Origin of the sequence: Achromobacter aegrifaciens, from assembly GCF_902859735.1 — a bacterium.
Taxonomy (GTDB): Bacteria; Pseudomonadota; Gammaproteobacteria; order Burkholderiales; family Burkholderiaceae_B; genus Achromobacter; species Achromobacter aegrifaciens.
Genome location: NZ_CADIJY010000001.1, coordinates 681,683 through 708,261, shown reverse-complemented (window position 1 = coordinate 708,261; position 26,579 = coordinate 681,683). Strand labels below are relative to the sequence as shown.

The 26,579-nt window shown below is 66.8% G+C and carries 25 protein-coding genes; 20 read left to right on the top strand and 5 right to left on the bottom strand.

Annotated elements, in window-relative coordinates:
- Nucleotides 1-27: 27 nt before the first annotated feature.
- Nucleotides 28-699 (bottom strand): ankyrin repeat domain-containing protein, encoded by a 672-nt coding sequence (locus HV766_RS03290; protein WP_175180554.1) that lies wholly within the window; start codon nt 697-699, stop codon nt 28-30.
- Between the two features lie 129 nt (nt 700-828).
- On the opposite strand from HV766_RS03290, the gene HV766_RS03285 reads away from it, so the two are divergent.
- On the top strand, nt 829-1,701 hold the full coding sequence (locus HV766_RS03285; RefSeq protein WP_054452085.1) for a LysR family transcriptional regulator: 873 nt from the start codon (nt 829-831) through the stop codon (nt 1,699-1,701).
- On the opposite strand, the gene HV766_RS03280 is transcribed toward HV766_RS03285, so the two are convergent.
- Nucleotides 1,685-2,887: an amidohydrolase family protein gene (locus HV766_RS03280; protein ID WP_175180553.1), complete on the bottom strand. Its 1,203-nt coding sequence runs from the start codon at nt 2,885-2,887 to the stop codon at nt 1,685-1,687. The two genes, HV766_RS03285 and HV766_RS03280, sit on opposite strands and share 17 nt — an antisense overlap.
- 612 nt (nt 2,888-3,499) lie before the next feature.
- Between HV766_RS03280 and HV766_RS03275 the strand changes: the two genes are divergently transcribed.
- Together HV766_RS03275 and HV766_RS30150 are read left to right on the top strand one after the other, a co-directional pair.
- Nucleotides 3,500-5,191, top strand: coding sequence for a sodium:solute symporter family protein (locus HV766_RS03275; protein ID WP_054452087.1), 1,692 nt, complete (start codon nt 3,500-3,502; stop codon nt 5,189-5,191).
- Nucleotides 5,192-5,219: 28 nt separating this feature from the next.
- Nucleotides 5,220-5,342, top strand: coding sequence for a putative transporter small subunit (locus HV766_RS30150; protein WP_217472141.1), 123 nt, complete (start codon nt 5,220-5,222; stop codon nt 5,340-5,342).
- A 25-nt stretch (nt 5,343-5,367) separates the two neighbouring features.
- Here the strand turns inward: HV766_RS30150 and HV766_RS03270 are convergent, their stop codons facing one another.
- Nucleotides 5,368-6,510, bottom strand: coding sequence for a glycosyltransferase (locus HV766_RS03270; RefSeq protein WP_175180552.1), 1,143 nt, complete (start codon nt 6,508-6,510; stop codon nt 5,368-5,370).
- Nucleotides 6,511-6,796: 286 nt separating this feature from the next.
- Here HV766_RS03270 and HV766_RS03265 point away from each other — a divergent pair, with 286 nt between their 5' ends.
- From HV766_RS03265 to HV766_RS03190, 16 genes are all read left to right on the top strand, one after another.
- Entirely contained in the window at nt 6,797-7,471 is a 675-nt protein-coding gene (locus tag HV766_RS03265) for a heavy metal response regulator transcription factor (protein WP_119450383.1), read from the top strand.
- Nucleotides 7,468-8,850, top strand: coding sequence for a heavy metal sensor histidine kinase (locus HV766_RS03260; RefSeq protein WP_175180551.1), 1,383 nt, complete (start codon nt 7,468-7,470; stop codon nt 8,848-8,850). Before HV766_RS03265 ends, HV766_RS03260 begins: the two co-directional genes overlap by 4 nt.
- 78 nt (nt 8,851-8,928) lie before the next feature.
- Nucleotides 8,929-9,420: a cupredoxin domain-containing protein gene (locus HV766_RS03255; RefSeq protein WP_042795260.1), complete on the top strand. Its 492-nt coding sequence runs from the start codon at nt 8,929-8,931 to the stop codon at nt 9,418-9,420.
- Nucleotides 9,421-9,462: 42 nt separating this feature from the next.
- Nucleotides 9,463-11,298 carry a copper resistance system multicopper oxidase gene (locus HV766_RS03250; RefSeq protein WP_175180550.1) on the top strand — a complete coding sequence of 612 codons (1,836 nt, stop codon included), beginning with the start codon at nt 9,463-9,465 and terminating at the stop codon, nt 11,296-11,298.
- A gap of 29 nt (nt 11,299-11,327) precedes the next feature.
- Entirely contained in the window at nt 11,328-12,350 is a 1,023-nt protein-coding gene (locus HV766_RS03245; RefSeq protein WP_437340956.1) for a copper resistance protein B, read from the top strand.
- 189 nt (nt 12,351-12,539) lie between these two features.
- On the top strand, nt 12,540-13,154 hold the full coding sequence (gene ccmA, locus HV766_RS03240) for a cytochrome c biogenesis heme-transporting ATPase CcmA (protein WP_125472239.1): 615 nt from the start codon (nt 12,540-12,542) through the stop codon (nt 13,152-13,154).
- A 12-nt stretch (nt 13,155-13,166) separates the two neighbouring features.
- On the top strand, nt 13,167-13,835 hold the full coding sequence (ccmB, locus tag HV766_RS03235) for a heme exporter protein CcmB (RefSeq protein WP_175180549.1): 669 nt from the start codon (nt 13,167-13,169) through the stop codon (nt 13,833-13,835).
- 7 nt (nt 13,836-13,842) lie between these two features.
- Nucleotides 13,843-14,577 carry a heme ABC transporter permease CcmC gene (gene ccmC, locus HV766_RS03230; protein ID WP_042795263.1) on the top strand — a complete coding sequence of 245 codons (735 nt, stop codon included), beginning with the start codon at nt 13,843-13,845 and terminating at the stop codon, nt 14,575-14,577.
- Nucleotides 14,574-14,756, top strand: a complete 183-nt coding sequence (gene ccmD / locus HV766_RS03225) for a heme exporter protein CcmD (protein ID WP_370126740.1) — start codon at nt 14,574-14,576, stop codon at nt 14,754-14,756. The genes ccmC and ccmD overlap by 4 nt, the downstream gene beginning before the upstream one ends.
- Nucleotides 14,749-15,216, top strand: coding sequence for a cytochrome c maturation protein CcmE (ccmE, locus tag HV766_RS03220; RefSeq protein ID WP_175180548.1), 468 nt, complete (start codon nt 14,749-14,751; stop codon nt 15,214-15,216). The genes ccmD and ccmE overlap by 8 nt, the downstream gene beginning before the upstream one ends.
- Nucleotides 15,213-17,189: a heme lyase CcmF/NrfE family subunit gene (locus HV766_RS03215; protein ID WP_175180547.1), complete on the top strand. Its 1,977-nt coding sequence runs from the start codon at nt 15,213-15,215 to the stop codon at nt 17,187-17,189. The genes ccmE and HV766_RS03215 overlap by 4 nt, the downstream gene beginning before the upstream one ends.
- Nucleotides 17,186-17,707, top strand: coding sequence for a DsbE family thiol:disulfide interchange protein (locus tag HV766_RS03210; protein WP_054452096.1), 522 nt, complete (start codon nt 17,186-17,188; stop codon nt 17,705-17,707). Before HV766_RS03215 ends, HV766_RS03210 begins: the two co-directional genes overlap by 4 nt.
- Nucleotides 17,704-18,162 (top strand): cytochrome c-type biogenesis protein, encoded by a 459-nt coding sequence (locus HV766_RS03205; RefSeq protein ID WP_175180546.1) that lies wholly within the window; start codon nt 17,704-17,706, stop codon nt 18,160-18,162. Before HV766_RS03210 ends, HV766_RS03205 begins: the two co-directional genes overlap by 4 nt.
- Nucleotides 18,159-19,013: a c-type cytochrome biogenesis protein CcmI gene (gene ccmI / locus HV766_RS03200; protein WP_175180545.1), complete on the top strand. Its 855-nt coding sequence runs from the start codon at nt 18,159-18,161 to the stop codon at nt 19,011-19,013. The genes HV766_RS03205 and ccmI overlap by 4 nt, the downstream gene beginning before the upstream one ends.
- A gap of 15 nt (nt 19,014-19,028) precedes the next feature.
- Nucleotides 19,029-19,763 carry a cytochrome c biogenesis CcdA family protein gene (locus HV766_RS03195; RefSeq protein ID WP_054452098.1) on the top strand — a complete coding sequence of 245 codons (735 nt, stop codon included), beginning with the start codon at nt 19,029-19,031 and terminating at the stop codon, nt 19,761-19,763.
- A gap of 102 nt (nt 19,764-19,865) precedes the next feature.
- Entirely contained in the window at nt 19,866-22,346 is a 2,481-nt protein-coding gene (locus HV766_RS03190; RefSeq protein ID WP_175180544.1) for a heavy metal translocating P-type ATPase, read from the top strand.
- Between the two features lie 45 nt (nt 22,347-22,391).
- Here HV766_RS03190 and HV766_RS03185 read toward each other — a convergent pair whose 3' ends face one another.
- On the bottom strand, nt 22,392-23,918 hold the full coding sequence (locus HV766_RS03185; protein WP_175159882.1) for an argininosuccinate lyase: 1,527 nt from the start codon (nt 23,916-23,918) through the stop codon (nt 22,392-22,394).
- A gap of 135 nt (nt 23,919-24,053) precedes the next feature.
- Here HV766_RS03185 and HV766_RS03180 point away from each other — a divergent pair, with 135 nt between their 5' ends.
- Nucleotides 24,054-24,962 (top strand): LysR family transcriptional regulator, encoded by a 909-nt coding sequence (locus HV766_RS03180; protein WP_054452101.1) that lies wholly within the window; start codon nt 24,054-24,056, stop codon nt 24,960-24,962.
- Between the two features lie 16 nt (nt 24,963-24,978).
- Here HV766_RS03180 and HV766_RS03175 read toward each other — a convergent pair whose 3' ends face one another.
- Nucleotides 24,979-26,517 (bottom strand): class I adenylate-forming enzyme family protein, encoded by a 1,539-nt coding sequence (locus HV766_RS03175; protein ID WP_175180543.1) that lies wholly within the window; start codon nt 26,515-26,517, stop codon nt 24,979-24,981.
- Nucleotides 26,518-26,579 lie beyond the last annotated feature (62 nt).

Here is a 26,579-nt window from a genome sequence, read left to right as displayed (position 1 = left end):
CCCGTTTTTTTACGCAGCGCCAGCGCCTCAGCCCTTCGCTCCCGCCGCCTCCAGCAGGCGCACGACTTCGGTCTGTCCGCGCTCACGCGCATGACGCAGCGGCGTCACGCCCTTGCCGTCCGCCAGGTTGACGTCGGCGCCGGCTTCGATCAGCCGCTTGACGATCGCCTGGTGACGCGCGCCGCCATCGCCCAGGATCACGGCTTCCAGCAGGCCGGTCCAACCCAGGTTGTTCACATGGTCCGCGTCCACGCCGGCGCGCAGCAACATGTCCACCACTTCGACGTGGCCGCGCTCGCATGCGGGAATGAGGGCAGTGCCGCCGTAGCGGTTGGTGCTTTTCAGGTCAGCGCCGTGCGCCAGCGTCAGCGCCAGGATCTCGCGATAGCCGCGGGCGCCGGCCAGCAGGTAGGCGCTGTCGCGGATCGAGTTCTGCGCATTGACGTTGGCGCCGGCCTCGATCAGGACGCGTGCCGCTTCGACATGATTGCCCTGCGTCGCGCGCAGCAGCGGCGTATTGCCGTCCGCATCGCGCGTATCCACGGCAGCGCCCTGCCCCAGCAGCTGCTTGACGCGGGCCGCGTCGCCACTGCCCGCGGCGGCCAACAGCGCGGTGTCCGGGCCCGCGGCCGCGGCCGCGCCCCCCATGCCCAACAGGAATGCCGCCAGCCAAAGACGGCCCGCACGAAAGATAGACATTGGTATTTCCTCCAGATCAACAGCTTGAGGCAAGCCGAATCGACTCGCGGCCTCGTGAGATTCCAAGTATGGCGGCCGGCCCAAGTATTATGAAATTAATTGGCTTGATAGATTCGAGTGGACATCCCAATGCTAGATCCCGTCCTGCTGCGCAGTTTTCTTACCGTCGTGGACACGGGCAACTTCACCCGCGCCAGCGAACACCTGCACCTGACGCAATCCACCGTCAGCCAGCACGTCATCCGGCTGGAAGAGAACCTGGGCTGCCGCCTGCTGGACCGCACGCAGCGCCATGTCCTGCCCACCGAGGAGGGCGAGCGCCTGCTGGGCTATGCGCGCAGCATCCTGCGGCTGGCTGAGGAGGCGCGCGAAAACGTGGCCGCCGCCCAGGCCAGCGCCGTGGTGCGCGTGGGCGCGCCCGAGGATTTCATGGGCGCCACGCTGATGCCTACCCTGGCCGCCGTGGAAGCGGCCTATCCGCGCCTGCGCGTGGAAGTCGAAGGCGGCCTCAGTCATCAGCTGCTGCGGCGCTACCGCGATGGCGAACTGGACCTGCTGCTGGTCAAGCAATGGGAAGTGGACGCCGATTGCGATGCGCACTGGCCCGAACCCCTGTGCTGGATCACCGCCCGCGATGCTCCGCCGCCCGCGCCCGACACCGCCGTGCCGCTGGTGGCCTTTCCGTCCGGCGCGCTGTACCGCCAGGAAATGACCGCCATGCTGGAAACCAGCGGCAAGCCCTGGCATGTGCGCTTTTCCAGCCCCAGCCTGCCCAGCCTGAGCGCTGCCGTCGCCGCGGGACTGGGGATCAGCCTGCTGCCTGCCGCCTGCGCCAGCGCCGAACACCGGCTGCTCACGCCCGAAGAAGGATTTCCGGCGCCGCGCGGCCTGCACTTGTCGCTGTATGCGCGCTCGCGGCTCAGCGACGCGGGTCACGCGCTGCGGCGCGCACTGCAGGACTTCTGCACGCAACGCGCCGCGCAGGTCACGCCGCCGGCGTGACGCCAGCGTAAGCCCGAGCCGCCTCGCCCACGGGTTCGCCCTTGCGGAATAAAGCGCGCTGGCTCGGCACCGCGGCAACCGCGGCGGCGCCGTTGGGCACGGGCAGCACCACGAAGGTCGCTTCATTGCCAACCTGCAGGCCGTACCCGTCCAGGCCCAGCACCGCCGCGCCCGCATGCGATGCCATGTGCAAGGCCGTCAACAAATCGTCGTCCGTGTAGAAGCCCGAGCGGTAGCCGATCAGCATCGCGCGCTGCAGCATGTCGCCATTGCCATAGGGCCACCAGCAATCCTGGATGTTGTCATTGCCCGTGAATACGCGCACGCCCGCCGCGCGCAGCGCCAATACCGGCGGAAAGGCCCGGTCGCCCGGCGCGTTCGTCATGATCGCCACGCCGGCGTCGGCCAGCTTGCGCGCCACGTCCTGCAGCGCCCCCTGGCCGACATCGCCCAGTGCATAGGCGTGGCTGATAGCGACTCGACCCGCCAGGCCCAGCGCCTGCGCGCGCGCGGCAATGCGCGCAATCTGCGCAACGCCCTGCTCGCCCGGCTCATGCAGGTGGATATCGATCTTGGCGCCCAGCCGCTCAGCGATGCCGAACACGCAATCCAGCTGGCCTTCGGCATCGCCGTCCAGCGTGGAGGGATCGATGCCGCCCACTACCCCGGCGCCTTCGCGCACGGCCGCTTCCAGCCATTGCGGCGTGCCCGGACAGGACATCACGCCGGCCTGCGGGAACGCCACCAGTTCGATATCGACAATGCCGCGCCATTTCTCGCGCGCCGCCATGACAGCATGCAGATTCGCCAAGCCGGTCGTGGCGTCCACGTCCACGTGGCAGCGCATCGCCACCGTGCCGAACGCCGCGGCTTGCGCGATAAGGACATCGGCGCGCCCCTCTATGGGCGGCGCGGCCGCAAGCTCTTCTTTCTCGATGGCCAGCCGTTCGCGCAGGCTGTCCGCGGGCCGGTGCGGCCGCCAGCGGTCGCCGACGAAACTCTTGTCCAGATGGATATGGCCGTCGACAAAGCCCGGCAGCACCAGGTGTCCGCGCAGGTCGGTCACCTGCGCCGCGCCCAGGACGGGCGGCTCGGCGCCCAGCGCCAGGATGCGGCCATCGCGCACGTGCATGTATAGGGGATTGCCGTCTGCTCCCACGGCATTGAGGTATACGCGGTCTGTCATGTGTCGTCTCGGTCTTGCGCGGCCATGCCATACGCATGGCCCGGGCTTGCGTACACCTTATCGGATGGCGCGCACGGCGGCCAATTAAGTGTTGCGATACCCGCCAATGCGATTCGCGATACCCGCGCATGCACGCCTGGCGGACGCAAGCTGGACTAGCGCGGGGTATGTCCCTATACTTGGCGCCTGTTGTAGTTCATTACGCATGCAGCCAGGCGATGTACATCGCTGGAAGCATCCATCACACGGCCGCGCACAGCGGCCCGGCGTGTAACGCCGAAACACCCACACCCAGCCGTAAAGGCTGCGGAACAAAACTCCTGCTTACCAGGCAGGACCATCGCTCGCCGCATCGGGCAACGTAAAAAAGCAACCAGCGTTCTGCGCTATGCGGCAGCAAGACACCTATACGGTGTGCCTTATTGCTGTCCGTCCGCGGGCGTGTCCAGTCACGTCCGCGCCGGACAGGCATGCGATCGCGCCTACGGCCGCTCGCCTGGTGTTTCGGCTGCGTCAAAGGGGTTTGCCGCCCATCGCATCCCGCGGAAACGGCCTTCATGCAGCCATGACTGTCCGTCATGAACACGCTGTCAAGGAGAAAGGACGAAGACGATGCAAGAGACAGAATTCTTTCAGCTATCCGCCACCACCGCCATCCTGCTGCTGGTCGGGTTCTATGGCGCGACGTTCCTCATGTCGCTGCTTATCGGCCAGAAGAACGAAAACGTCGATGGCTACATGGTGTCGAACAACGCGGTCGGCTTCGGCCTGTCCACCGCCAGCATGATCGCAACCTGGATCTGGGCCGCATCGTTCTACGCCAGCGCCACCTCGGGCTACAAGTACGGCCTGTCGGGCCCCTTGCACTACGGCTTCTGGGGCGCGCTGATGATTCTCTTCATCTATCCCTTCGGCAAGCGCTTCCGCAAGCTGGCGCCCAAGGCGCATACGCTGGCCGAAGTCATACACGCGCGCCACGGCACCTCCAGCCAGATGATCATGGCGGTGTCGAACATCGTGGGCAGCTGCATCAGCCTGATGGTGAACTTCACGGCGGCGGGCGCGCTGGTCTCGATCCTGAGCCCGCTCACCTTCATCCAGGGCGTGCTCATCGCCGGCCTGGGCGTGCTGTCGTACACGCTGTGGTCGGGATTCCGCACTTCCGTAATGACGGATTTTGCGCAGCTGGCCGCCATGATCATCGCCGCGGTCGTCATCATCCCGCTCATCTTCTTCAACGCGGGCGGACCCGACGTGCTGTCGGAAAACATGTGGCGCCTGAGCGCCGACCAGGCGGACTTCTATTCCACCCGCGCCATCCTGGAACAGGGCGCGCCCTATTTCGTGGCCGTGCTGGCCTACGCCATCGGCAACCAGACCATCGCCCAGCGCCTGTTCGCGGTGCGCGAAGACCTGATAAAGCCCACGTTCCTGACGGCCACGGCGGGATATGGCGCCGTCGTGATCGGACTGGGCATGCTGGGGCTGCTGGCGCTTTTCGTCGGCCTGGAGCCCGCCAACGGCGACATGAACAACATCATCCCGCAGATGGCCTCGACCTACCTGCCGCCCTTCGGCATTGCGCTGTTCTTCCTGCTGGTGGTGGGCTCGCTGTCTTCGACCGCCGACTCCGACCTGGCCGCGCTGTCTGCCATCGTCATGACTGATGTTTACGCCAAGAACCTGGCCGGCGGCCGCCCCGATCCGCGCCGCATGCTGTGGTGGGGCCGTATCACCATGATCGTCGCCACGATGATAGGCGTGATATTCGCCAGCCTGCGCCTGGATATCCTGGTCATGCTGGTGTTCGTCGGCGCGCTGTGGGGCGCCATCGTTTTCCCCGTCATCGCCAGCTTCTACTGGGACCGCGTCGACAACCGCGCCTTCGTCAGCGCCGTGCTCAGCGCGGTTATCCTGTTCACCGTCGTGCGCTTTGAATTGCTGCCCATCACCGGCGCGGTCGCCGTGTTCTTCGAGATCTGCTCGGCCATCGGCGGCGGCGTGGTGCTGGGCCTCATGACGTTCGGCTTCTTCGGCCGCACCGCGGCGCTCGCCGTGGGCGCCCTGGGCATGCTGGTCATGCTGCCCGTGTTCGTGGGCACCTTGCGCGAGTACATCGTCCTGATGGGCTCGCTGACCGCCTACGGCGTAAGCGCCACGGTCTGCGCCGGTCTCAGCCTGCGCAACCAGCAGCGCTTCGATTTCAGCCTGTTGGCGGACCGCGTGACTTCCTTCCAGGAAGCGCAGGACGCCCTTTCCGCGCCCGCCGTGCAACGCCCCGAAATCCAGCCGGCCCAAGGCTGAGCATCCATTCAGCAACAAGGAGACTGATATGTGGTTGACGTTCTACTTCCTGGTGTGGCCCGCCATTTCCGCCCTCATCCTGGCGCTGCTGTGCGTGACGCTGTGGCGGGACATCCGCGCTGCCAGGCGCAGCGGCAAAGCGATGGTCTGAGGCCGTACGCTGGGGGCCGTTCCATTCACGCCAGCCGCAACGGACGCTGGGCCTGCGACTGCGCTTCAAGGTAGACCGCGTGCGTGTCCGCCACGAAGCGGGACAGGGCGAAGTCCCGCACTGCCTTTTCCCGCGCCGCGCGCCCCATGGGACCCAGTAGCTGCGGTTGCGCCAGGATCTCGCGCAGCACGCCTGCCACGGCCTCGGGCGTGCGCGCCGGGACCACCCAGCCGTCCAGCCCGGGATACACATTCTCGGCCAGCCCGCCGGCATTGCTGACGATGACCGGCACACCCATGGCCATCATCTCGCGGCACGCGAACGAGATGGTCTCCATCTCCGAGGACAGCACAAAGCCCACGTCCAGCGCGGCCACGAAGGACCGCACGTCGTCCAGCAGGCCCGAGAAGATCACCTGGTCTTCCATGCCCAGTTCACGCACCCGCCGGCGCTGAGGTTCGCCGGGAGGCTCGCCAGCGATCATGATGACGATACGCGCCCGCAGCTCGACAGGCAGCAAGGACAGGGCCTCGACCATGTCCGGCCAGCGCTTGTAGTCCGCAGTGCCTGCATTGCTGCCGACCACCAGGCGCCCCGCGTGCGCGGCAGGCAGCCAACGGCGGCGGGCTTCATCCCTTGCCTGCGGCGCGGGCGGCCTGAACCGTTCCACGTCCACGCCATTGCGCACGGTGCGCAGGCCGCAGCGCCCGAATGCGCTACCCGCCAGCTTGCGGCGCGTGTGCTCGCACACGCAGATGACGCGGTCCGTCGCCAGCCGGGCACGCAGCATCGCGCCTAAGCTGTCGGCGGGCCGGTCGTTATGCTGCGTGTACACCACCGCAGGGCTGTCCGCTCCCAGCCCCAGACCCGCCAGCATGCACACGCGATGGTCTGCCGAACCGTTGACGTGCGCGATGTCGAAGCGTTCTTGCACCAGCAGCCGCCGCAGGCGCCGCGCATTGGGCAACGCTGCCAGCACGCCGCCGCGGAAATCCAGCGCTTCGGCCCGCACACCTGGCATGGCCGAGGCCGTCTTGAACAGCCGGCTGTCTGGCGGCGCCGCCACGACGATATCGTGCGCGCCGCGCAGCGCGCCGGCCAGCGACAGCACATACGTGGTATGCCCGCCGCCATCGCCGCGATGGAAATTGGTGTACAGGATCTTCATCGAGCAACGCCGGTTCAGGCCCTGGACGGACCGGTCCCTGCGGCCGGCATCCGCGCATATCCCCGTGCACGTTTCGGCGCGCAAGGTGCATAATGCGCCGCAACGGCAATTTCATCGTTGGCCGTTTCAAAGCTCTTCGAGACAGATTTTCGATCACTCACGGATCGCTCCTTGTGTTTCAGCGCCGCCAAGCGGGAACTTGGCAGACACGCTGAACTCTACGCAGTCGGCAATTACAGAAGCCGGACCGACTCATTACATTTGTGCAAGGAATGCGAGGCGCCCCATGCGTATCCTCTTGATCGAAGATGAAAGAAAGCTCGCGGACTACGTCCGCAAAGGATTGACCGAGCACAACTACGTGGTCGACATCGCCCGCGACGGTATCGACGGACGGCACGCCGCCATCGAGGGCGATTACGACGTGGTGGTGCTGGACGTGATGCTGCCCGGCGTCGACGGTTTCGGCGTGCTGGCGGACCTGCGCAAGCACAAGGAAACGCCGGTCCTGATGCTGACCGCCCGCGACAAGGTGGAAGACCGCGTGCGCGGCCTGGAAGGCGGCGCGGACGATTACCTCGTCAAGCCTTTCGCCTTTTCCGAGCTGCTGGCGCGGATCCAGGCCCTGCTGCGCCGCGGCCGCGGGCAGGAGTCGACGCTGCTCAAGCTTGCCGACCTGGAGATGGACCTGGCGCGGCGCAAGGCGCAACGCGGCGGCATGCGCCTGGACCTGACCGCCAAGGAATTCACGCTGCTGACGCTGATGCTGCGCCGCCACGGCCAGGTGCTGTCCCGGACGGTGCTGGCCGAGCAAGTCTGGGACATGAACTTCGACAGCGACACCAACGTCATCGAAGTCGCCGTGCGGCGCCTGCGGGCCAAAATAGACGATCCGTTCGAAACCAAGCTGCTGCATACCGTGCGCGGCATGGGCTACGTGCTGGAGCTGCGCGAAAAATGAAGCTGCCGCGCATCGCGTCGATGGAAATCCGCCTCACGCTGCTGCTCGGCGTCATTGCGCTGGTGGTGTCCAGCATCGCCGGCTACACCTTGTTCTGGGCCTTGAAGCGCGAGGTGCAGCGCCAGGAGATCACCGAGGTGGCCGGCAAGCTGGAGCTCATCAACCACCTTATCGGCATGCAGACCACGCTGGCGCAGATGCAGGATCTGCGTGGCGCCCTGGACAACATCATGGTCGGTCACGGCAATCTCAAGACCTGGATCACGCTCGCCGACGGCAGCGTGTTCTACGGCGAGGCGCCGCCCGTGGACGTGCGGCCGCTGTCCGGCCGCGAAATCAGGCTGCACTCGCAGGACGGCTGGAACATGCGCGGGCTGCGCGTGCCGCTGGAAGGCACGCTGCTGCCGGGGGCCGAGCTCACCGTGGCCGTGAACCTGCGCCCTGGCACGCAGTTCCTGTATGCCTTCGCCACCGCGCTGGTCCTGATCTGCGCCACCTGGGTCGGCGCCACGCTGGTGCTGTCGGCATGGGCGGTGCGGCGCTCACTGTCGCCCATCCGCCGCCTGTCCCAGCAGGCCGCCCGGATCCAGCCGGACAATCTTGCCGTGCGCCTGCCGGAACAGGGCATAGACCGCGAGCTGCGCGAATTCACCCATACCTTCAACGGAATGCTGGGCCGGGTGCAAACGGCCTACCAGCAGATGGAAGGCTTCAACGCCGACGTGGCGCACGAACTGCGCACGCCCCTGGCCACGCTGATCAGCGGCGCCGAGGTCATCCTGTCGTCCCCCCGTTCCGAGCAGGAGCTGCGAGAGGTGCTGGAATCCAACCTGGAGGAGCTGGAAGGGCTGAAGGCGCTGGTCAACGACATGCTGTTCCTGGCCCGCGCCGACGGCGGCGAACCAGCGGGGGACCTGCAGGAAGTGGACGTGCGCCGCGAGGTCGCCCGCGTGGCCGAGTACTACGAGGCTGCGCTGGACGAAGCCGGCGTGTCCCTGACCGCGCACGGCGCCGCCATCTTGATGGCCAACCCGCGGCTGTTGCGGCGCGCCATCGCCAACCTGCTCAGCAACGCCATCCGGGCCACGCCGCGGGGACGCGGCATCGACCTCTATTGCATCACCCGGCAAGAGGAGATCGAGATCAGGGTCAGGAATCCAGGCGCGCCGATCGCATCCGAGGCGCTGCCGCGCATCTTCGACCGCTTCTATCGCGGCGACGATGCCCGCAGCCGGCGCGCCGACGGGCACGGCCTGGGCCTGGCCATCGTCCGCGCCATTGCCCGCATGCACGGCGGCAACGCGTTCGCGCGCTGCGGCGGTCAGGGCACCGAGGTCGGCTTCACACTGTCCCGGACGCCGAACATTACAGGAAAGTAATCCTCCCGACAGGTTGCGGTGTGGAGCGCGTCACTAAAGTGGCGCCTCCTACCCCCAATTCGAGTCTAGAGGATACGCATGAAGAAACTGGTGAAACTCGCACAAGGCGCCGTGGCCGCGGGCGTCTTTTTGCTTTCCTTCGGCGCCATGGCTGCCCCCGGCCACGGCGCGGGCCACGGCGGCGGCCATGACGCCGCCGCCCCCATCGGCAAGCCCGGCAACCCCGCCAAGGTCTCGCGCACGATCGTGGTCGACATGACGGATGCAATGCGCTTCACGCCGGACAAGATCGACGTCAAGGCGGGCGAGACCATCCGTTTCAAGGTCACCAACTCCGGCAAGATCCGCCACGAAATGGTGCTGGGCACCACGGCAGACCTGAACAGCCACTACCAGATGATGCTCAAGGACCCGGGCATGCGCCACGAGGAGCCGAACTCCGTGTCCCTGGAAGCGGGCAAGGCCGGCGACATCGTCTGGACTTTCGACAAGGCGGGAACCGTCGCCTTCGCCTGCCTGGAGCCCGGACACTATCCCGCCGGCATGAAGGGCGCGGTTTCCGTCAAGTAATCCACTGCCGGGATGCCGGTCCGGCTACCGGGGAGATAGAGCATGAGTAGAGCAGTTTCGAATCCGCGCCGCCGGTTTGTGCAGGGCCTGGCCACGGGCGGCGCGCTGGCCGGCATGGGTCTGTGGAGCCCGTCTTCTTGGGCGCAGGCCGGCGCCGCCCGGCAGAGCGTGCTGTCGGGCACCGAGTTCAACCTGGAGATCGGCGAGAGCCCCGCCAATTTCACTGGCGCTCCCCGCATCGCAACCACGGTCAACGGCATGCTGCCCGCGCCCACGCTGCGCTGGCGCGAAGGCGACCGCGTCACGCTGCGCGTCACCAACCGCCTGCGCGAAGACACCTCGATCCACTGGCACGGCATCATCCTGCCCACCGGCATGGACGGCGTTCCCGGCCTGAGCTTTCCCGGCATCGCGCCCGGCGAAACCTTCACGTACCAGTTCGACGTGGGGCAAAGCGGCACGTACTGGTATCACAGCCATTCCGGCTTCCAGGAACAAACGGGACTGTACGGCGCCATCGTCATCGACCCCAAGCGCCCGGACCCGGTGCGCGCGGACCGCGACTATGTGGTGCTGTTGTCCGACTGGACCGACGAGGATCCCATGAGCGTGTTCCGCAAGCTCAAGGTGATGCCCGACTACTACAACTACATCCAGCCCACCGTCGGCAGCCTGATCGACGACGCCGAAAAATCCGGCTGGAAGAATGCGCTGAACGAGCGGCTCATGTGGCAGAAGATGCGCATGAACCAGACCGACCTGGCCGACGTCTCGGGCGCAACCTATACCTTCCTTACCAATGGCAAATCGCCGGCCGGCAACTGGACCGGCCTGTTCCGTCCGGGCGAACGGATCCGCCTGCGCTTCATCAACGGGTCGGCCATGACCTACTTCGACGTGCGCATCCCCGGACTGAAGATGACGGTGGTGGCCGCCGACGGCCTGGCCGTGCGGCCCGTGGAGGTGGAAGAGTTCCGCATCGCTGTGGCCGAGACCTATGACGTCATCGTCGAACCGCAGGACGAGCGCGCCTACACGATCTTTTCGCAGGCCATGGACCGCTCCGGCTATGCGCGCGGCACGCTGGCCCCGCGCGAGGGCATGCAGGCCGAGATCCCGGCGCTGGACCCGGTGCAGGTGCTGACCATGATGGACATGGGCATGGCGCACGACATGCCCGGCATGGACATGGGCGGCTCGCAAGCGGGGGGAATGGACCACGGCGCTCAGGGTGCAATGAACCATGGCGCTCAGGGCGGCATGAATCACGGCTCCATGGCCGGCATGGACCACGCCGGCATGGCAGGAATGGCAGGCATGAACCATGGCGCGGGCGGCAACGAAGGCGGCATGGTCGAGGTCAAGCATCCCTACCCCGCCGAGTACAGTCCCGCCAACTCCATGGTGCCTGACATCGTTTCGACCCGGCTGGACGATCCAGGCGTGGGCCTGCGCAACAATGGCCGCCGCGTGCTGACCTATGCGGACCTGCACTCCATGGTCGAACCCGCGGACAACCGCCCGCCGACTCGCGAGATCGAACTGCACCTGACCGGCAACATGGACCGCTACATGTGGTCGTTCAACGGGCTGAAGTTCACTGAGGCCAAGCCCATCGTGCTCCAGTATGGCGAGCGCGTGCGCTTCGTGCTGGTCAACGACACCATGATGACGCACCCCATCCACCTGCATGGCTTGTGGAGCGACCTCGAATCCGCCGACGGCAATTTCCAGGTGCGCAAGCACACGATCAGCCTGAACCCGGCGCAGCGCCTCACTTACCGCGTCAGCGCGGACGCGCGCGGCAACTGGGCCTATCACTGCCACTTGCTGTTCCACATGGAGGCCGGCATGTTCCGCGCGGTCGTCGTGGAATAGGGGGAATAATGAGAACAACGACATCCAGAATGCACTGGTCCGGGCTCGTCGCGGGCGCCGCCCTTCTTGCGGCCGCATCCGGACTGGCCCAGGCGCAGGCGCCGGCCGGAACGATGGACGGCATGGACCATGGCTCGATGCAAGGCATGGACCACAGTTCGATGCCTGGCATGAACCATGGATCGACGCAGGGTCAGAATCCGACCTCGACGAAGAGCATGGCCCCCGGTTCAATGAAAGGCATGGACCACGGCTCGATGCAAGGCATGGATCACAGTTCGATGCCGGGCATGGATCACGGCGCCATGCCCGGCATGGACGAATCCCCGCCCAAAGGCCCGCCGGTGGGATCCCTGCCCTCCAGCGACGGCAGCACGGAGCAGCGCTACGCCGCCTACCGCATCCATCCGCACATGATGGACAACGTCGTCACCAGCCACCTGCTGTTCGACAAGCTCGGCGTCGCCTACGACCGCAACGAACAGACCAGCCTGCAATGGGACGGCCAGTTCTGGATCGGCCGCGATCTGAACAAGCTGTGGATCAAAAGCGAAGGCGATCGCCTGAACGGCAGCACGGACGCCAAGATCGAGGCCTTCTGGAGCCACACGATCTCGCCGTTCTGGGACCTGCAACTCGGTGCGCGGCGCGATTTCGGCACGGGACCGAAGCGCAACTGGGCGGCGTTCGGCGTGCAAGGCGTGGCGCCCTACGGCATCGAAACCGAAATCACCGGCTACGTCGGCGGATCCGGCAGAACCGCGCTGGCGCTGAAGGCGGAATACGACCTGCTGCTCACGCAGCGCCTGATCCTGACGCCTGAAATCGAAGCCAGCCTGAACGGCAAGAATGACGAGGAACGCGGCGTGGGTTCCGGGCTGTCGGACGCATCGTTCTCCTTGCGGCTGCGCTACGAGGTCACGCGCGAATTCGCCCCGTATGTCGGCGTGTCGTTCGGACGCAAGTTCGGCAAGACCGCCAGCTACGCCAGCGAAGCCGGAGAAAGCCGTTCCGAACGCGCGATCCTGGCCGGCGTGCGCATCTGGTTCTAAGTATCGCCGGCGCCGCAACTCGCGGCGTCGGCCAGAACTTTTCCAACTGCTACGCCCGCATCCGCGCGATCTGTGCTGAAACACGGCCGTTTCCGTCCGAACATTACAGGAATGTAAACCGCCAGCAATGTGACGGTCAGACGCGCCTCCCTATAGTGGCCCCTTTGTCCACAGAGCGGCGGAGCGGCAATGCTTGAAGCGATGGATCTTGGTTGCATGCGCGCGGAGCGCCCGCTGTTCAAGCAACTGGCCTTGCAGGTGGCGCCCGGCGAATGCCTCTTCGTCCACGGACGCAACGGCAGCGGCAAGACCAGCCTGCTGCGCATTCTGGCGGGCTTGGCGCAGCCCGCTCGCGGCAAGGTGCTGTGGCAGGGACTCGGCATTTCGCAACTTGGCAGCAACTATCGCAGCCAGTTCTTCTATTTGGGGCATGCCGACGGCCTCAATGGTGAACTCAGCGCTATCCAGAATCTGCGGGCGCTACAGGCCGCAAGCGGACACGCGGAGCGTCCCGCGGCGATTGCCTCCGCGCTGCACGAAGCAGGACTCGACGACAAGCAGCATCTTCCTATCCGCGCCCTGTCGGCTGGCCAGAGGCGGCGGGCGGCCCTCGCCCGCCTGCTTGCCGAATTCCGCCCCCTCTGGATTCTCGACGAACCCGTGACCGCCCTGGACGCCACCGCTCACGCGTGGCTGGCGCGCGCCATGGATCGCCATCTGCGCGATGGCGGCGCGATCGTGGCGACGAGCCATCAGGCGATCGCGCTGGACCATGCGCACAAGCAGATCCGGCTTGGCTCCTAGCGCATGAGTTCCATGCCGAAATTGCTCGCAGCCATTGCGCTGCGCGACCTGCGCATCGCCCAACGGCGCGCCAGCGACACGCTGACGCCGCTGGCCTTCTTCCTGGTGGCTGCCAGCCTGTTTCCCCTGGCGGTCGGCCCCGAACGGGAAACGCTGCGCGTCATTGCGCCAGGCGTGCTCTGGGTGACGGCCTTGCTGTCCTGCCTGATGTCGCTGGGCCGCCTGTTCGAGGCAGACCATCGCGACGGTTCACTGGAGCAGTTGATACTGTCCGCCGCGCCCTTGCCGGTGATCGTGCTGGGCAAGGCAGCGGCCCACTGGCTGCTGTCCGGTTTGCCGCTGACCTTGCTTGCGCCCGTGCTGGGCCTGCAATTCGGCCTGGATGCCGCCGCCCTTCTGATCCTGACGCTGGGCCTGGCCATCGGCACGCCCGCGCTTGGCCTGATCGGCGCCATAGGCGCGGCGCTCACCCTGACCGCGCGCGGCGGCGGCGCGCTGCTGGCCCTGCTGGTGCTGCCCCTCTTCATTCCCATTCTGGTATTCGGCGCGGGCGCTGTGCAGGCAGCGCAAAGCGGCCTGGGCGCGAATGCGCACCTGTCGCTGTTGGGCGCCGTGCTGGCCTTGTCCCTGTTCCTCGCGCCGCTGGGCGCGGCCGCCGCCCTACGCATCTCGCTTGAATGAGGAACCCATGATCCGCTGGTTTCACTATGCCTCGCCCAAGGCCTTCTATCCCCTGGCCGGAAAAGCAATCCCCTGGTTCGCCACGGCCGCGGTCCTGCTGGCCGCGGCCGGCCTCTATATCGGCTTTATCGCCGCGCCCGCCGATTTTCAGCAGGGCCAGGGCTACCGCATCATCTTCGTCCATGTCCCGGTCTCCTGGATGTCGATGTTCGTTTATCTGGTGATGGCGTTCTGGGCGTTGGTCCACCTGGTTTTCAACAGCAGGCTGTCAGCCATGATGATCGCCGCGCTGGCACCCACCGGCGCGTTGTTCACGTTTCTTTCGCTGTGGACCGGCGCGCTATGGGGCAAGCCCATGTGGGGCGCCTGGTGGGTCTGGGATGCGCGGCTGACCTCGGAATTGATCCTGCTGTTCCTGTACGCGGGCTATATCGCGTTGAGGGCCGCCATCGACGATCCGCAGCGCGCCGACCGCGCCGGATCGGTGCTGGTGCTGGCCGGCGTGGTCAACATTCCCATCATCTATTTCTCGGTGCAATGGTGGAGCACCTTGCACCAGGGCGCTTCGGTCTCGCTGACCGCCGCACCAAGCATGGCCGGCATCATGCTCGCCGGCATGCTGCTGATGTCCCTGGCCGCGTGGATGTACAGCATCGCAACGGCGCTGGCGCGCCTGCGCTGCATCGTGCTCGAGCGCGAGCGGCACGCGGCCTGGATCCGCGAACAATGGAGTAGCGAATGATGCACTGGTCCAGTCTGGGCGAGTTCCTCGCCATGGGCGGTTATGCGCTTTACGTGTGGGGATCGCTGCTGATGACGGCGTTCCTGCTGGGCAGCGAACAGCTGCTGCTGGCGCGCCGCCGCCGCGCAATCCTGGCGGGGCCGCCCCCCGTTCAATGGCGGGAGGGCGGCGATGAGTAAGCGGACACGTCGCTTGTGGCTCGTCCTGGGCGAGCTGGCCTCGGTGGGCGTGGCCAGCGCGCTGGTGCTCAACGCCTTCCAGAGCAATCTGGTGTTCTTCTACACGCCCACCCAGGTCAGCAATAACGAAGCGCCGGCTGGACGCGCCTTCCGCGTGGGCGGCATGGTCGAAGGCGGCAGCGTGCAGCGCACGCCGGGCTCGCTCACCGTCCGTTTCGTCGTGACCGATACGGCCCACACCGTCCGCGTGGCCTATGAAGGCATCCTGCCGGACCTGTTCAGCGAAGGAAAGGGCGTCGTGGCGCAGGGCCGGCTGGACGGCGATGGCCTGTTCCGCGCCGACGAGGTGCTGGCCAAGCATGACGAGAACTACATGCCCCCCGAGGCGCAGCACGCGATCGATCAGGCCGTATCGCAGGCCGCACCGAAGACCGCCCCCCAGGAGGCCCGCTCCCGATGATTCCGGAACTCGCTCATTTCGCCCTGATCCTGACGCTGTTCGTGGCGCTGGTGCAAGGTGCGCTCGCGCTGCGCGGCGCGGCCCTGGACCGCGCGGACTGGATCGCCATTGCGCGGCCCGCCGCGCAGATCCAGTTCCTGCTGGTTTCGTTCAGCCTTGGGGCGCTGATCTGGTCTTTCGCGGCCAAGGACTATTCGGTGGCCTATGTGGCCTACAACTCGAACTCCCAATTGCCCTTGTTCTACCGCATCGCGGCGACCTGGGGCGGGCATGAAGGCTCGCTGCTGCTATGGATGTTCATGCAGACGGGCTGGGCCGGCGCGGTCAGCCTGTTTTCGCGGCAGTTGCCCGACGCCATGGTCGCGCGCGTGCTCGGCGTGCTGGGCCTGATCAGCGCGGGCTTCCTGCTGTTCGTGCTGCTGACGTCGAATCCGTTCGAACGCCTGGTCCCGGCCCCGGCTGACGGATTGGACCTGAACACGCTGCTGCAGGACATCGGCCTGATCTTCCACCCGCCGCTGCTGTACATGGGCTATGTCGGGTTCTCGGTGGCGTTTGCGTTCGCCATCGCCGCGCTGCTGTCGGGCAATCTGGACGCGGTCTGGGCCCGCTGGTCGCGCCCATGGACCACAGCGGCCTGGCTGTTCCTGACGCTGGGCATCGCGGTCGGCAGCTGGTGGGCCTACTACGAGCTGGGTTGGGGCGGCTGGTGGTTCTGGGACCCGGTGGAAAACGCCTCCTTCATCCCCTGGCTGGCCGGCACGGCGCTGATCCACTCGCTGGCCGTGACCGAAAAGCGCGGCAGCTTCAAGAGCTGGACCGTGCTGCTGGCGATCGGCACGTTTGCGCTGGCCTTGCTGGGCGCGTTCCTGGTGCGTTCGGGCGTGCTGACCTCGGTGCATGCGTTCGCGACGGACCCGGCGCGCGGCGTATTCATCCTGGCGCTGTTCACCGCCACGGTCGGCAGCTCTCTGTTCCTGTATGCCCTGCGCGCGCCCCGGATCGGCCACGGCGGCCAGTTCGCGTTCGTATCGCGCGAATCGCTATTGCTGGTCAACAACGTGCTGCTGGCGGTTGCCGCCGCGAGCGTGTTGCTGGGCACGCTATATCCGCTGCTCATCGACGCGCTGGGCCTGGGCAAGCTGTCGGTCGGACCACCCTACTTCAACGCGGTCTTCGTGCCGCTGATGGTGCCCGCGCTGCTGCTCATGGCGGTGGGGCCCATGGCCAACTGGAAATCGACCGATGCTGGCAGCCTGCTCAAACGCCTGTCGATTCCCGCGGCGCTGGCCGTGCTGGCGGGCGTGGGCGTTCCCCTGCTCTTCGAGCGTTGGTCCGGAGGCACGGCGCTGGGGCTGGGACTGGCCGCGTGGTTGGCGACCGCCATCGCCGTCGACGTCGTCAAGCGCATCCGCGCGACCCGCGACCGCTGGTGGCGCCAGCCACGCAGCTGGCTGGGCATGCATCTGGCTCACCTGGGCGTGGCGGTGTTCGTCACGGGGGTTACGCTGGTGGGCAGCTACGAGACCGAACAGGATCTGCTGATGCAGCCCGGGCAAAGCGCGCCAGTGGCTTCGTATCGCGTCGAATTCAAGGGCGTGGCGCGCGTGCGCGGCCCGAACTACGAATCCGATATGGGCACCTTCGCGCTCTACCGCGGCGAAAAGCGCCTGCGCGACCTGCATCCAGAAAAGCGCACTTATGCGTCCTCGGCGCTGCCGATGACGGAGGCGGCCATCGCCGCCAACGGCCTGCGCCATGTCTACGTCGCCCTGGGCGAACCCATGGAGCAAGGCGCCTGGAGCGTGCGCCTGTACTACAAGCCGTTCGTCGACTGGATCTGGGGCGGCTGCATCCTCATGGCCCTGGGCGGGCTGCTGGCGATCAGCGATCCGCGCTACCGCCTGAAGCGCCGCGAGAAAAAACAGCCGCAACGCGCAGTACCGCAGGCGCCGGCGGAGGCCCGGCCATGAGCCGCTACATCTGGCCCCTGGCGGGCTTCGTGGTGCTGGTGTTCTTTCTAGGAATAGGCCTGACCCTAAACCCGTCCGAAGTGCCGTCGCCGCTGATCGACAAGCCCGCGCCCGCGTTTGCCCTGCCCGAACTGCATGAGCCCCAGAAGACCTTCACGCCTGAGAGCATGAAAGGCCGGGTATGGGTGCTGAACGTCTGGGCGTCCTGGTGCTATGCCTGCCTGACGGAACACCCCTATATCCAGGAGTTGTCGTCGCAGCACGGCGTGCCTGTCATAGGCTTGAACTACAAGGACATACGGGACGAAGCCATCGCCTGGCTGGCGCGCAACGGCGATTCCTACGAGGCGTCCGTGTCCGACACCGACGGCAAGGTCGGCATCGACTACGGCGTCTACGGCGTGCCGGAGACCTTCGTCATCGACCAGGCCGGGACCATCCGCTACAAGCACATCGGCCCGGTGACGCGCGAATCGCTGCGCGACACCCTGCTTCCGCTGATCCGGGGGCTGCAATGAAGATACTCCTGCGCGTATTCGCGCTATCGCTGGCGTTGGGCTACGGCGCGGGCGCCCAAGGCTCGACTGACGACCGCCGCGTCACCGAGATCGCCTCGGAACTGCGCTGCCTGGTCTGCCAGAACGAATCCATTGCCGCCTCGCGCGCCGACCTCGCCGTCGATCTGCGCCGCGAGATCCGTCAGCAGCTGGACGCCGGAAAATCCGAGGCCGACATACTGGCCTATATGGAGGCCAGGTACGGCGACTTCATCCTCTACCGGCCACGCCTGAAAGCCTCCACGCTGCTGCTCTGGTTCGGCCCGGCTGCGCTGCTGGCCGCCGGGCTGGCCGCGCTGGCCCTGACCTTGCGCCGTCGCAGGCTGCGCCAGCGCCGCCCCGCGCTGACGCCTGCCGAGCGCCGGGCTGCCGACGCCCTGCTCGGCGTCGACGCTGAAAAAGGATCTGGAACATGACTCAGCTCTTCTATCTGTCGGCCGCGTTGATGGCCGCCGTCGTCACCCTATGGCTGATCGCCGCCCTGCGACGTGCGCCCGCCGCCAACGCCGCCAACAAGCGCCGGGCGGCGAACGTGGCGGTGCTGCGCGACCAGCTGCGCGAGCTGGAGCGGGACCGCGCCAACGGCATCCTCTCGCAAGACGCCTTCGCCGAAGCGCGCACCGAGCTACAGCGGCTGGCGCTGGAAGAAGCCGGCGAAACGCAAGACCGTGCCGCGGCGACGAACCCCGGCCGGCTGCTGCCTGCGAGCCTGGCCCTCGCGCTGCCTCTGGCCGCCATAATTGCCTATGTGGCGCTGGGCAACCCCGCCGCCATCGCCCCGCCTCAGGCGCCTGTCGCACAACCCGAGGTCACCGCCGCCGACATCCGGGCCATGGTGGCCAAACTTGAGACCCGCCTGGCGAGCAATCCCGACGACTATCAGGGGTGGCTGATGCTGGCCCGTTCCCACCGCTACTTCGGCCGGCACGCCGACGCGGTCCAGTCCTTTGCCCGGGCCGCGCCGGTGGTGGACAGCAACCCGGCAGCCCTGGCCGAGTACGCCGAATCGCTGGTGCTCAGCGCCAACCGGGGTTTCGGCGGACAGCCTGACCAGCTGTTGCGGCGCGCGTTGGACCTCAACCCCGAGGAGCCGCTGGCCCTGATGCTGGCGGGCGCAAGCCGCTTTGACCAGCGCGATTTCCCGGCGGCCATCGATTTCTGGCAACGCCTGCTGGCCAGGCTGCCTGCCGGCAGCGACATGGCGCGCACCGTCAATGAGGGCATCACGCTGGCCCGCCAGCGCCAGCGCGAAGGCGCTGCGCCATGATCGCGGCGGCCCGTCATGCTTGACCTGTCCCTCATCGGCTTGGCCACCGCTTTCATCGCGGGGACCGCATCGTTCCTGTCGCCTTGCGTGCTGCCGCTGGTGCCAGGCTATCTGTCTTACATCGCGGGCGGATCCGGCGCGTCCGCGGATGATGGCCGTGCGCTGCGCTGGCGCATGCTGGGGCTGGCGGCCTGCTTCGTCGCCGGCTTCTCTACTGTCTTTGTCATCTTCGGGGCCAGCGTCACGGCGCTGAGCCGCCTGCTGCTGTCCTACCGCTACGAACTGAACCTGGCCGCAGGCGCCATCATCGCGCTGGCGGGCTTGATGTTGCTGGGCGTCCTGCGCCTGCCCGCCTGGGCGCAGCGCTATTACCGGTTCGATCCGGCGGGCCAGGGCAGCCCCGGCAGCGCCGCGATCCTGGGCGCCGCGTTCGGATTCGGCTGGACGCCTTGCATCGGCCCGATCCTGGCCGGCATCCTGGCGCTGGGCGCGGCCTCGGCCAGTGTGGGCCAGGGCGTGGCCCTGCTGGGCGTCTACGCACTGGGACTGGGCGTCCCCTTTTTAGCGGCAGCCTGGTTCATGAGCCCCTTCCTGCGCCGCATGCAGGGCCTGCAACGCGCCGGCCGGATCCTGCGGATCCTGACCGGGCTGATCCTGATCGTGATGGGCTGGGCCATCGCCACCGGCCAATTGGCCCGTTTCGCCATCTGGATGCTGCTGACCTTCCCCGCCTTGGGCAGACTGGGCTGAGCCAGGTCAAAACTCGTCCGATCAAACGCTTGACCTTGACATCATTGGAATCTTTATAGTGACACCCATCAGCAGGAAATTCCAAGTTTTCAAGGAGCGGATATGAGTGCCATCCCAGCAGACAGCGTCGCGGTCAGCCTGCCTATCGAAGGCATGACCTGCGCCTCGTGCGTGGGCCGGGTCGAAAAGGCCTTGAAGGCCGTGCCGGGCGTCAACCAGGCCAGCGTCAACCTGGCGACCGAACGCGCCGACATCACGTTTGCAGGGGCGCCGGACGTCGCCGCCGCCGTGCAGGCGGTGCAGAAGGCGGGTTACGCCGTCGCCGAAACCACGATCGAACTGTCGGTCACCGGCATGACCTGCGCCTCCTGCGTGGGCCGCGTCGAAAAAGCCCTGAAGGCGGTGCCCGGCGTCAGCAGCGCCAGCGTCAACCTCGCTACCGAGCGCGCCAGCATCACCGCGGCCGGCGGCGTGCCCGCCAGCGCCCTGATCCAGGCGGTGGCCAAGGCCGGCTACGAAGCCAAGCCCCTGGCCGCCGAAGCCAGCGACACCGACGCCGTGGCCGAACGCCAGGCCGCCGAGCTGAAGTCACTGAAGCGCGCGCTGACCGTCGCCACGATCTTCGCGCTGCCGGTGTTCATCCTGGAAATGGGCGCGCACATCGTGCCGGCGTTCCACCACGTCATCGCCGAAACCATCGGCACGCAGAACAGCTGGTACCTGCAATTCGTGCTGGCCAGCATCGTGCTGTTCGGCCCCGGCCTGCGCTTCTTCAAGAAAGGTATCCCCGCGCTGCTGCGCGGCGCGCCCGACATGAACTCGCTGGTGGCGGTGGGCACGTCCGCCGCCTATGCCTATTCGGTGGTCGCCACCTTCGCGGCCGGACTGCTGCCCGCCGGCACCGTCAACGTCTATTACGAGGCCGCCGCGGTCATCGTGGCGCTGATCCTGCTGGGCCGTTACATGGAGGCACGCGCCAAAGGCAATACGTCCGAGGCCATCAAGCGCCTGCTCGGCCTGCAGGCCAAGACCGCGCGCGTCGTGCGCAACGGCGCGACGCTGGAACTCGCCATCGAGGAAGTGGTGGCGGGCGACCTGATCGAAGTCCGCCCCGGCGAACGCATCCCGGTGGATGGCGAGGTGGTGGAAGGCAACAGCTTCATCGACGAGTCCATGATCAGCGGCGAGCCCGTGCCCGTCGAAAAGCAGCCCGGCTCCGAAGTGGTCGGCGGCACCGTCAACCAGAACGGCGCGCTGACGTTCCGCGCCACCAAGGTCGGCGGCGACACGCTGCTGGCGCAGATCATCCGCATGGTCGAACAGGCGCAAGGCTCCAAGCTGCCGATCCAGGCTCTGGTGGACCGCATCACCATGTGGTTCGTGCCTGCCGTCATGGCGGCGGCCGTCGTGACCTTCATCATCTGGCTGACGTTCGGCCCCGAACCCGCCCTGACCTTCGCGCTGGTCAATGCCGTGGCCGTGCTGATCATCGCCTGCCCCTGCGCCATGGGCCTGGCCACGCCGACCTCCATCATGGTGGGCACGGGCCGCGCCGCGCAGATGGGCGTGCTGTTCCGCAAGGGCGAAGCGCTGCAATCGCTGAAGGACGCGCAGGTCGTGGCCGTGGACAAGACCGGCACGCTGACCAAGGGCCGTCCCGAGCTGACCGACCTGATCGTTGCACAGGGCTTCGACCGCGCTGCGGTGCTGGGCAAGGTTGCCACCGTCGAGGCCAAGTCGGAACACCCGATCGCCCAAGCCATCGTGGATGCGGCGCGCGCCGAGAACATTGCGCTGGGCTCGATTTCGCAATTCGAATCGATCACCGGCTTTGGCGTCGGCGCCCGGGTCGACGGCGACCTGGTCGAGATCGGCGCCGACCGCTTCATGCGCGAACTGGGCCTGAGCGTCGAGTCCTTCGGTTCGGACGCCGCGCGCCTGGGCGACGAAGGCAAGACGCCGCTGTACGCCGCCATCAACGGCCAGCTGGCCGCCATGATCGCCGTGGCTGACCCCATCAAGGAAACCACGGCCGCCGCGATCCGCGCCCTGCATGACCTGGGGCTGAAGGTCGCGATGATCACCGGCGACAACCGCCGCACCGGCGAGGCCATCGCCCGCCAGCTCGGCATCGACGAAGTCGTCGCCGAAGTGCTGCCCGACGGCAAGGTCGCGGCGGTGCAGCGCCTGAAGCAGCAGTACGGTCCCATCGCCTACGTGGGCGACGGCATCAACGATGCGCCGGCCCTGGCCGAAGCGGACGTCGGCCTGGCCATCGGCACCGGCACGGACATCGCCATCGAAGCCGCCGACGTGGTGCTGATGTCGGGAGACCTGGGCGGTGTGCCCAACGCCATCGCGCTGTCCAAGGCCACCATCCGCAACATCAAGCAGAACCTGTTCTGGGCGTTTGCCTACAACGTGGCGCTGATCCCGGTAGCGGCGGGCTTGCTGTATCCGGTCAACGGCAGCCTGCTGTCTCCGGTGTTCGCGGCGGGCGCGATGGCCTTGTCCAGCGTGTTCGTGCTGAGCAACGCGTTGCGGCTGCGCCGCTTCGCCGCGCCCTTCCCGGCCCGCGGCTGAGCGGGGCTTCCCGGCAGCCGCCGGGAAGCGCTCTTCCCGCAGGTTCTACTGCTTCGGCGCGCTGGCCACCAGCGCGCCGAATTTCTTGTCCAGCTCCGCCAGCGCATCGTTGATGTGGGCGCGACGCGCCTTGATCCAGGCGTCCTGCTCAGCCAGCTGCGCGCGCGCTTCCTTCAGCATGCGCTCCATTTCCGCCGGCTGCGGACCGCCCGAAGTGGCGCGGTTCTTGACGATGGCCACGGGATCCAGCGTGGAGCGGAACTCCGCCTCGCTCATCGGCAGTTCGTTGCCGTACTTCGAGTCCTTCATGGCGTCCGCATAGATACGGCGCGCCTGCTCATACGGGAAGTCCAGCGGCTTGATGTTGTTGGCCTTGGCGTAGCTGACGACCTCGGACGCAAAATGGTGGCCGTCGCGGAACGGCAGCTTGTACTTGCGCATCAGCACGTCGGCCAGTTCCTGCGAGGCCGTCCAGTCGCTGTTCAGTTCTTCCAGCGCGCGGTCGGGGCTGAGGACCATGGCCTTCAACACCCGGTCCCAGCGCTTGAGCGCCGAAATCCCGGCATCCACCATGGCGGAATTCTGCTTCACGTCCTTCGGATCGCTCATGCCCGGCGTGATGTTGTGCGTCTGCACCACCGGCCCCATGGCCAGCGTCACGGCCGTGGAGGCATCGCTGCGGGTATCGTTGAGCAGGCCGGGATTGCGCTTCTGCGGCATGGCGCTGGACACGTAGGTGTTGCCGCCCCCCTCTTCCAGCAGGATCCAGGGACGCGGCTGGGCGTACTGGGTCATCACGTCCTCGACGAAATTGCCGGTGCGCAGCGCAATGCTGGTGACGATAGAGGCGACTTCCACCGGCTGATCCATGGACGAGATCTGCGAGGCGTCATAGGCGTTGTCCACCAGTGCGGCGAAGCCCAGGTACTGCGCCATGCGCTTGCGGTCCAGCGGCCAGCTGGTGCCGTTGAGCACCGTCGTGCCCATCGGCGAACGGTCGATGCGCACGTAGGCCTCACGGATGCGCTGGGCGTCGCGGGCCAGGCCGGCGGCCTGCCCCAGCAGATAGTGCCCATAGCTGTTAGGCTGCGCCGCCACGCCATTGGTGTAGTTCGGCACGATGGTAGCTGCATGCTTGCCCGCCAGTTCCACCAGCGTGGTGGAGGTGGCGTTCAGCTGGGCCGCCAAGTCCAGCAGCTTGTCGCGCAGGATGGCGCTGCGGTAGGTCGCGTGCATGTCCTGGCTGGAGCGCCCCGCGTGCAGCAGCGTCACATCCTCGCCCGCCGCCTTGATCAGCAGCGGCTCGAAGGTGATGACGCTGGCCGGGCGCTTGGCGCCCGGCTGGTTGCCGTCGTTGATCACCTTGGCCACGCCGGCCGCCAGTCGCGGCGCCATGGACTTGTCCAGCAGCCCCTCGTCCGTGTTGATGACGGCAGTGGCCTTGTTGATCTCGCCCAGCCAGAAGAACGGATCGCGCGGCACGGAGGCCGCGGGCTGGGCTTGCTGGGCCGATGCCTGCGCGCCGAGCGTGAAGGCAAGCGCGGCGCCCAGGGCGGGAAGTAGATGTCTCATGGCTGTCTCGTTAGGATGGCGAGCGGCCAGTTTATCGGCGGGCCTGGCGGGGGGAAATGGCGGATTTCACCGAGCCAGGCGGGATTTCCTGACGATTTCCTTTAACATACCGCGCAAAAACCACGACATTCGCCCATGCCCCGTCCGAATCTGACCAACGCCGAAACCCTGTGCCAGATCGCCAAGCTGGGCAGCTTCCGCGCCGCGGCCGAACGGCTGCACACTTCCCAACCCGCCGTCTCGGCGCGCATGAAAGAGCTGGAGCAGTCGCTGGGCTTTCCGCTCTTCGAAAAGCGCGGCCGCCGGCTGGAACTGACGGTGCCCGCGCGCCGCTTCGTCGAACGCGTGGAACCGCTGCTGCTGGCGGTGGAAGACGCCTTCACCGACGCGGAGGCCGTCAACAACGCGGCCGGCACGGTGCGCATCGGCATGGGCGAGATTTCCATGACCTGGTTTTCACGCGTGGTGCCCGAGCTGCGCCGCGCCCTGCCGCGCGTTTCCTACGAGATCGAGCTGGACCTGGCGATCAAGCTGCAGGAACACCTGACGTCCGGCGCGCTGGACATTGCCATCATGGCCAATCATCTGCGCGACGACCAGTTCATCTGCGAATCGCTGGGCACGACCCGCATGTCGTGGATGGTCTCGTCCCGGCTGCTCAGCGACGCGGAAGGCAAGCCTCGCAGCATGCAATCGCTACTGCAAACCGAGCCGCTGTGGTGCGTATCGCGTCCGTCGGGCTTCTTTGGCCCGGCGCAGGACGAGTTGCGCGACATGGGCGCCAACCTGGACAACATCTGCAGCTGCAATCGCCTGAACAGCCTGATCGAAGTCGTCGAGGCGGGCGGCGGCATCGCGCAGTTGCCGGAAATGATGGTGGCCGAACAAGTTCGCGCCGGCACCCTGGTGCTGGTGGACCCGGCGCTGACGCCGCTGACGCTGGAGTTCACCATCGCCATCCACCGCAACCAGGGCCAGTCCGTCGTCCATCAGGTCGCCGAAGCCCTAGCCCGGCTGGGCAAGGCGGCTACCGGCCACGCCTGAGAACTCGCGGCCGCGTTCAGGCGTCGAGCAGCGCGCGCTTCTGCACCTTGCCGCTGGCGTTGCGCGGCAGCTCAGCCATGAACTGCACGTGCTCGGGCACCTTGAAGTACGCCAGCCGCCCGGCGCAATAGGTCTTGATGGCATCCGCATCCGCCTGGTGCCCTGCGTGCAGCACGACGAAAGCCTTGACCGACTGGTCGCGCACCGGATCGGGTATGCCCACCACGGCCACGTCGCGCACGGCCGGATGCCCCATCAGGGCCTCTTCCACTTCCGCGGCCGAGATATTCTCGCCGGCCCGCTTGATCACCTCCTTCTTGCGGCCGAAGAAAAAGAAGTTGCCCTTGGCGTCCTGGTAGCCGAGATCCCCCGTGTGCAGCCAGCCGCCCTCGAACACGGCCTGCGTCGCAGCCGGGTCGCGGTAGTAGCCCAGGGTCAGCGTGCGCCCAGGACGTCCGCGCACCACGATCTCGCCCACTGCGCCTATGGCGACCGGCCGGTTGTCGTCGTCGACCACGAACACTTCGCGGTCGGGCGTGGCGCGCCCGATGGACGGATAGGCGGACGGCGAGGCATGCGGCTGCAAGGTGATGTAGAGCATGGTCTCCGACTGCCCATAGCCATTGCGCAGCGGGATGCGGAAACGCTCGATGAACGCCGCGATCTCGGCTTCCGAAATATTGATGGCATAGCCCGCGTACCGCACCTGATGCGCTGTATCGAATGGCGTGGCCGGCTGGTTCAACAAGGTTCGGCACAGCATGCCGGACAGGCTGCAGATCGTGATGCGGTGTTCGATGAGCTGGCGCAGGTAGCGCGTGGCGCTATAGCGTTCCCCGATCACCGCGGTGGCGCCCGCGGTCAGGCAGGACAGCACGGTTTCCTGGCAGTTGGCGTGGAACAGCGGCTTGTTGTTGAACACGCGGTCAGCGCGGCCAATGCCGCTGTTGGCTGCGCCCGCCTGGCCACACCAGAGCAGATTGGCGTGGGTGAGCATCACGCCCTTGGGCCGCGCCGACGTGCCCGAGGTGTACAGGATCTGGGCAAGGTCGTCGCTGCACAGCTCGGGAGCCCGGTAATCCGCGGATGCCGCAGCCAGCGCACCGCTCAATCCTTCCTGCCCCAGGCTGCCGCGCGCCACCGGCACGATATCCGGCGCCTGGTCCATCCCGGCGCACACTTCGCGAACCAGCGCTTCATGCGCAGGCTCGACCAGCGCCAGCGCGGGCTGGCAATGCTCAAGCTGATAGGCCACTTCCGGCGCAGTGAGATGGATGTTGCCCGCCACGATGACGGCGCCTGCCAGCATCAGGCCCATCCACAGCGGCACGTACTCCGCCGTGTTGCCCATGAATACGAATACGCGGTCGCCCGGCTTCACGCCGCGCGCCTGCAAGCCCGCGGCAAATGCGCGGGCCGCTTCGCGTAATTGGATGAAACTCAACTGGCTGATGTCGCCGTTGTGGTACTCATGCACGATCGCCAACTTATGCCCGTGGCACAGCGCCTGTTCATCGAGCAAATCCGTGATCCCGCGGTTTCCTGCAGCGTCCATCCAGCCTCCGGCTATTCTGATTTTTCAAGGACGCGCCGGCTCCTTGCCGCCGCGCCCATGGG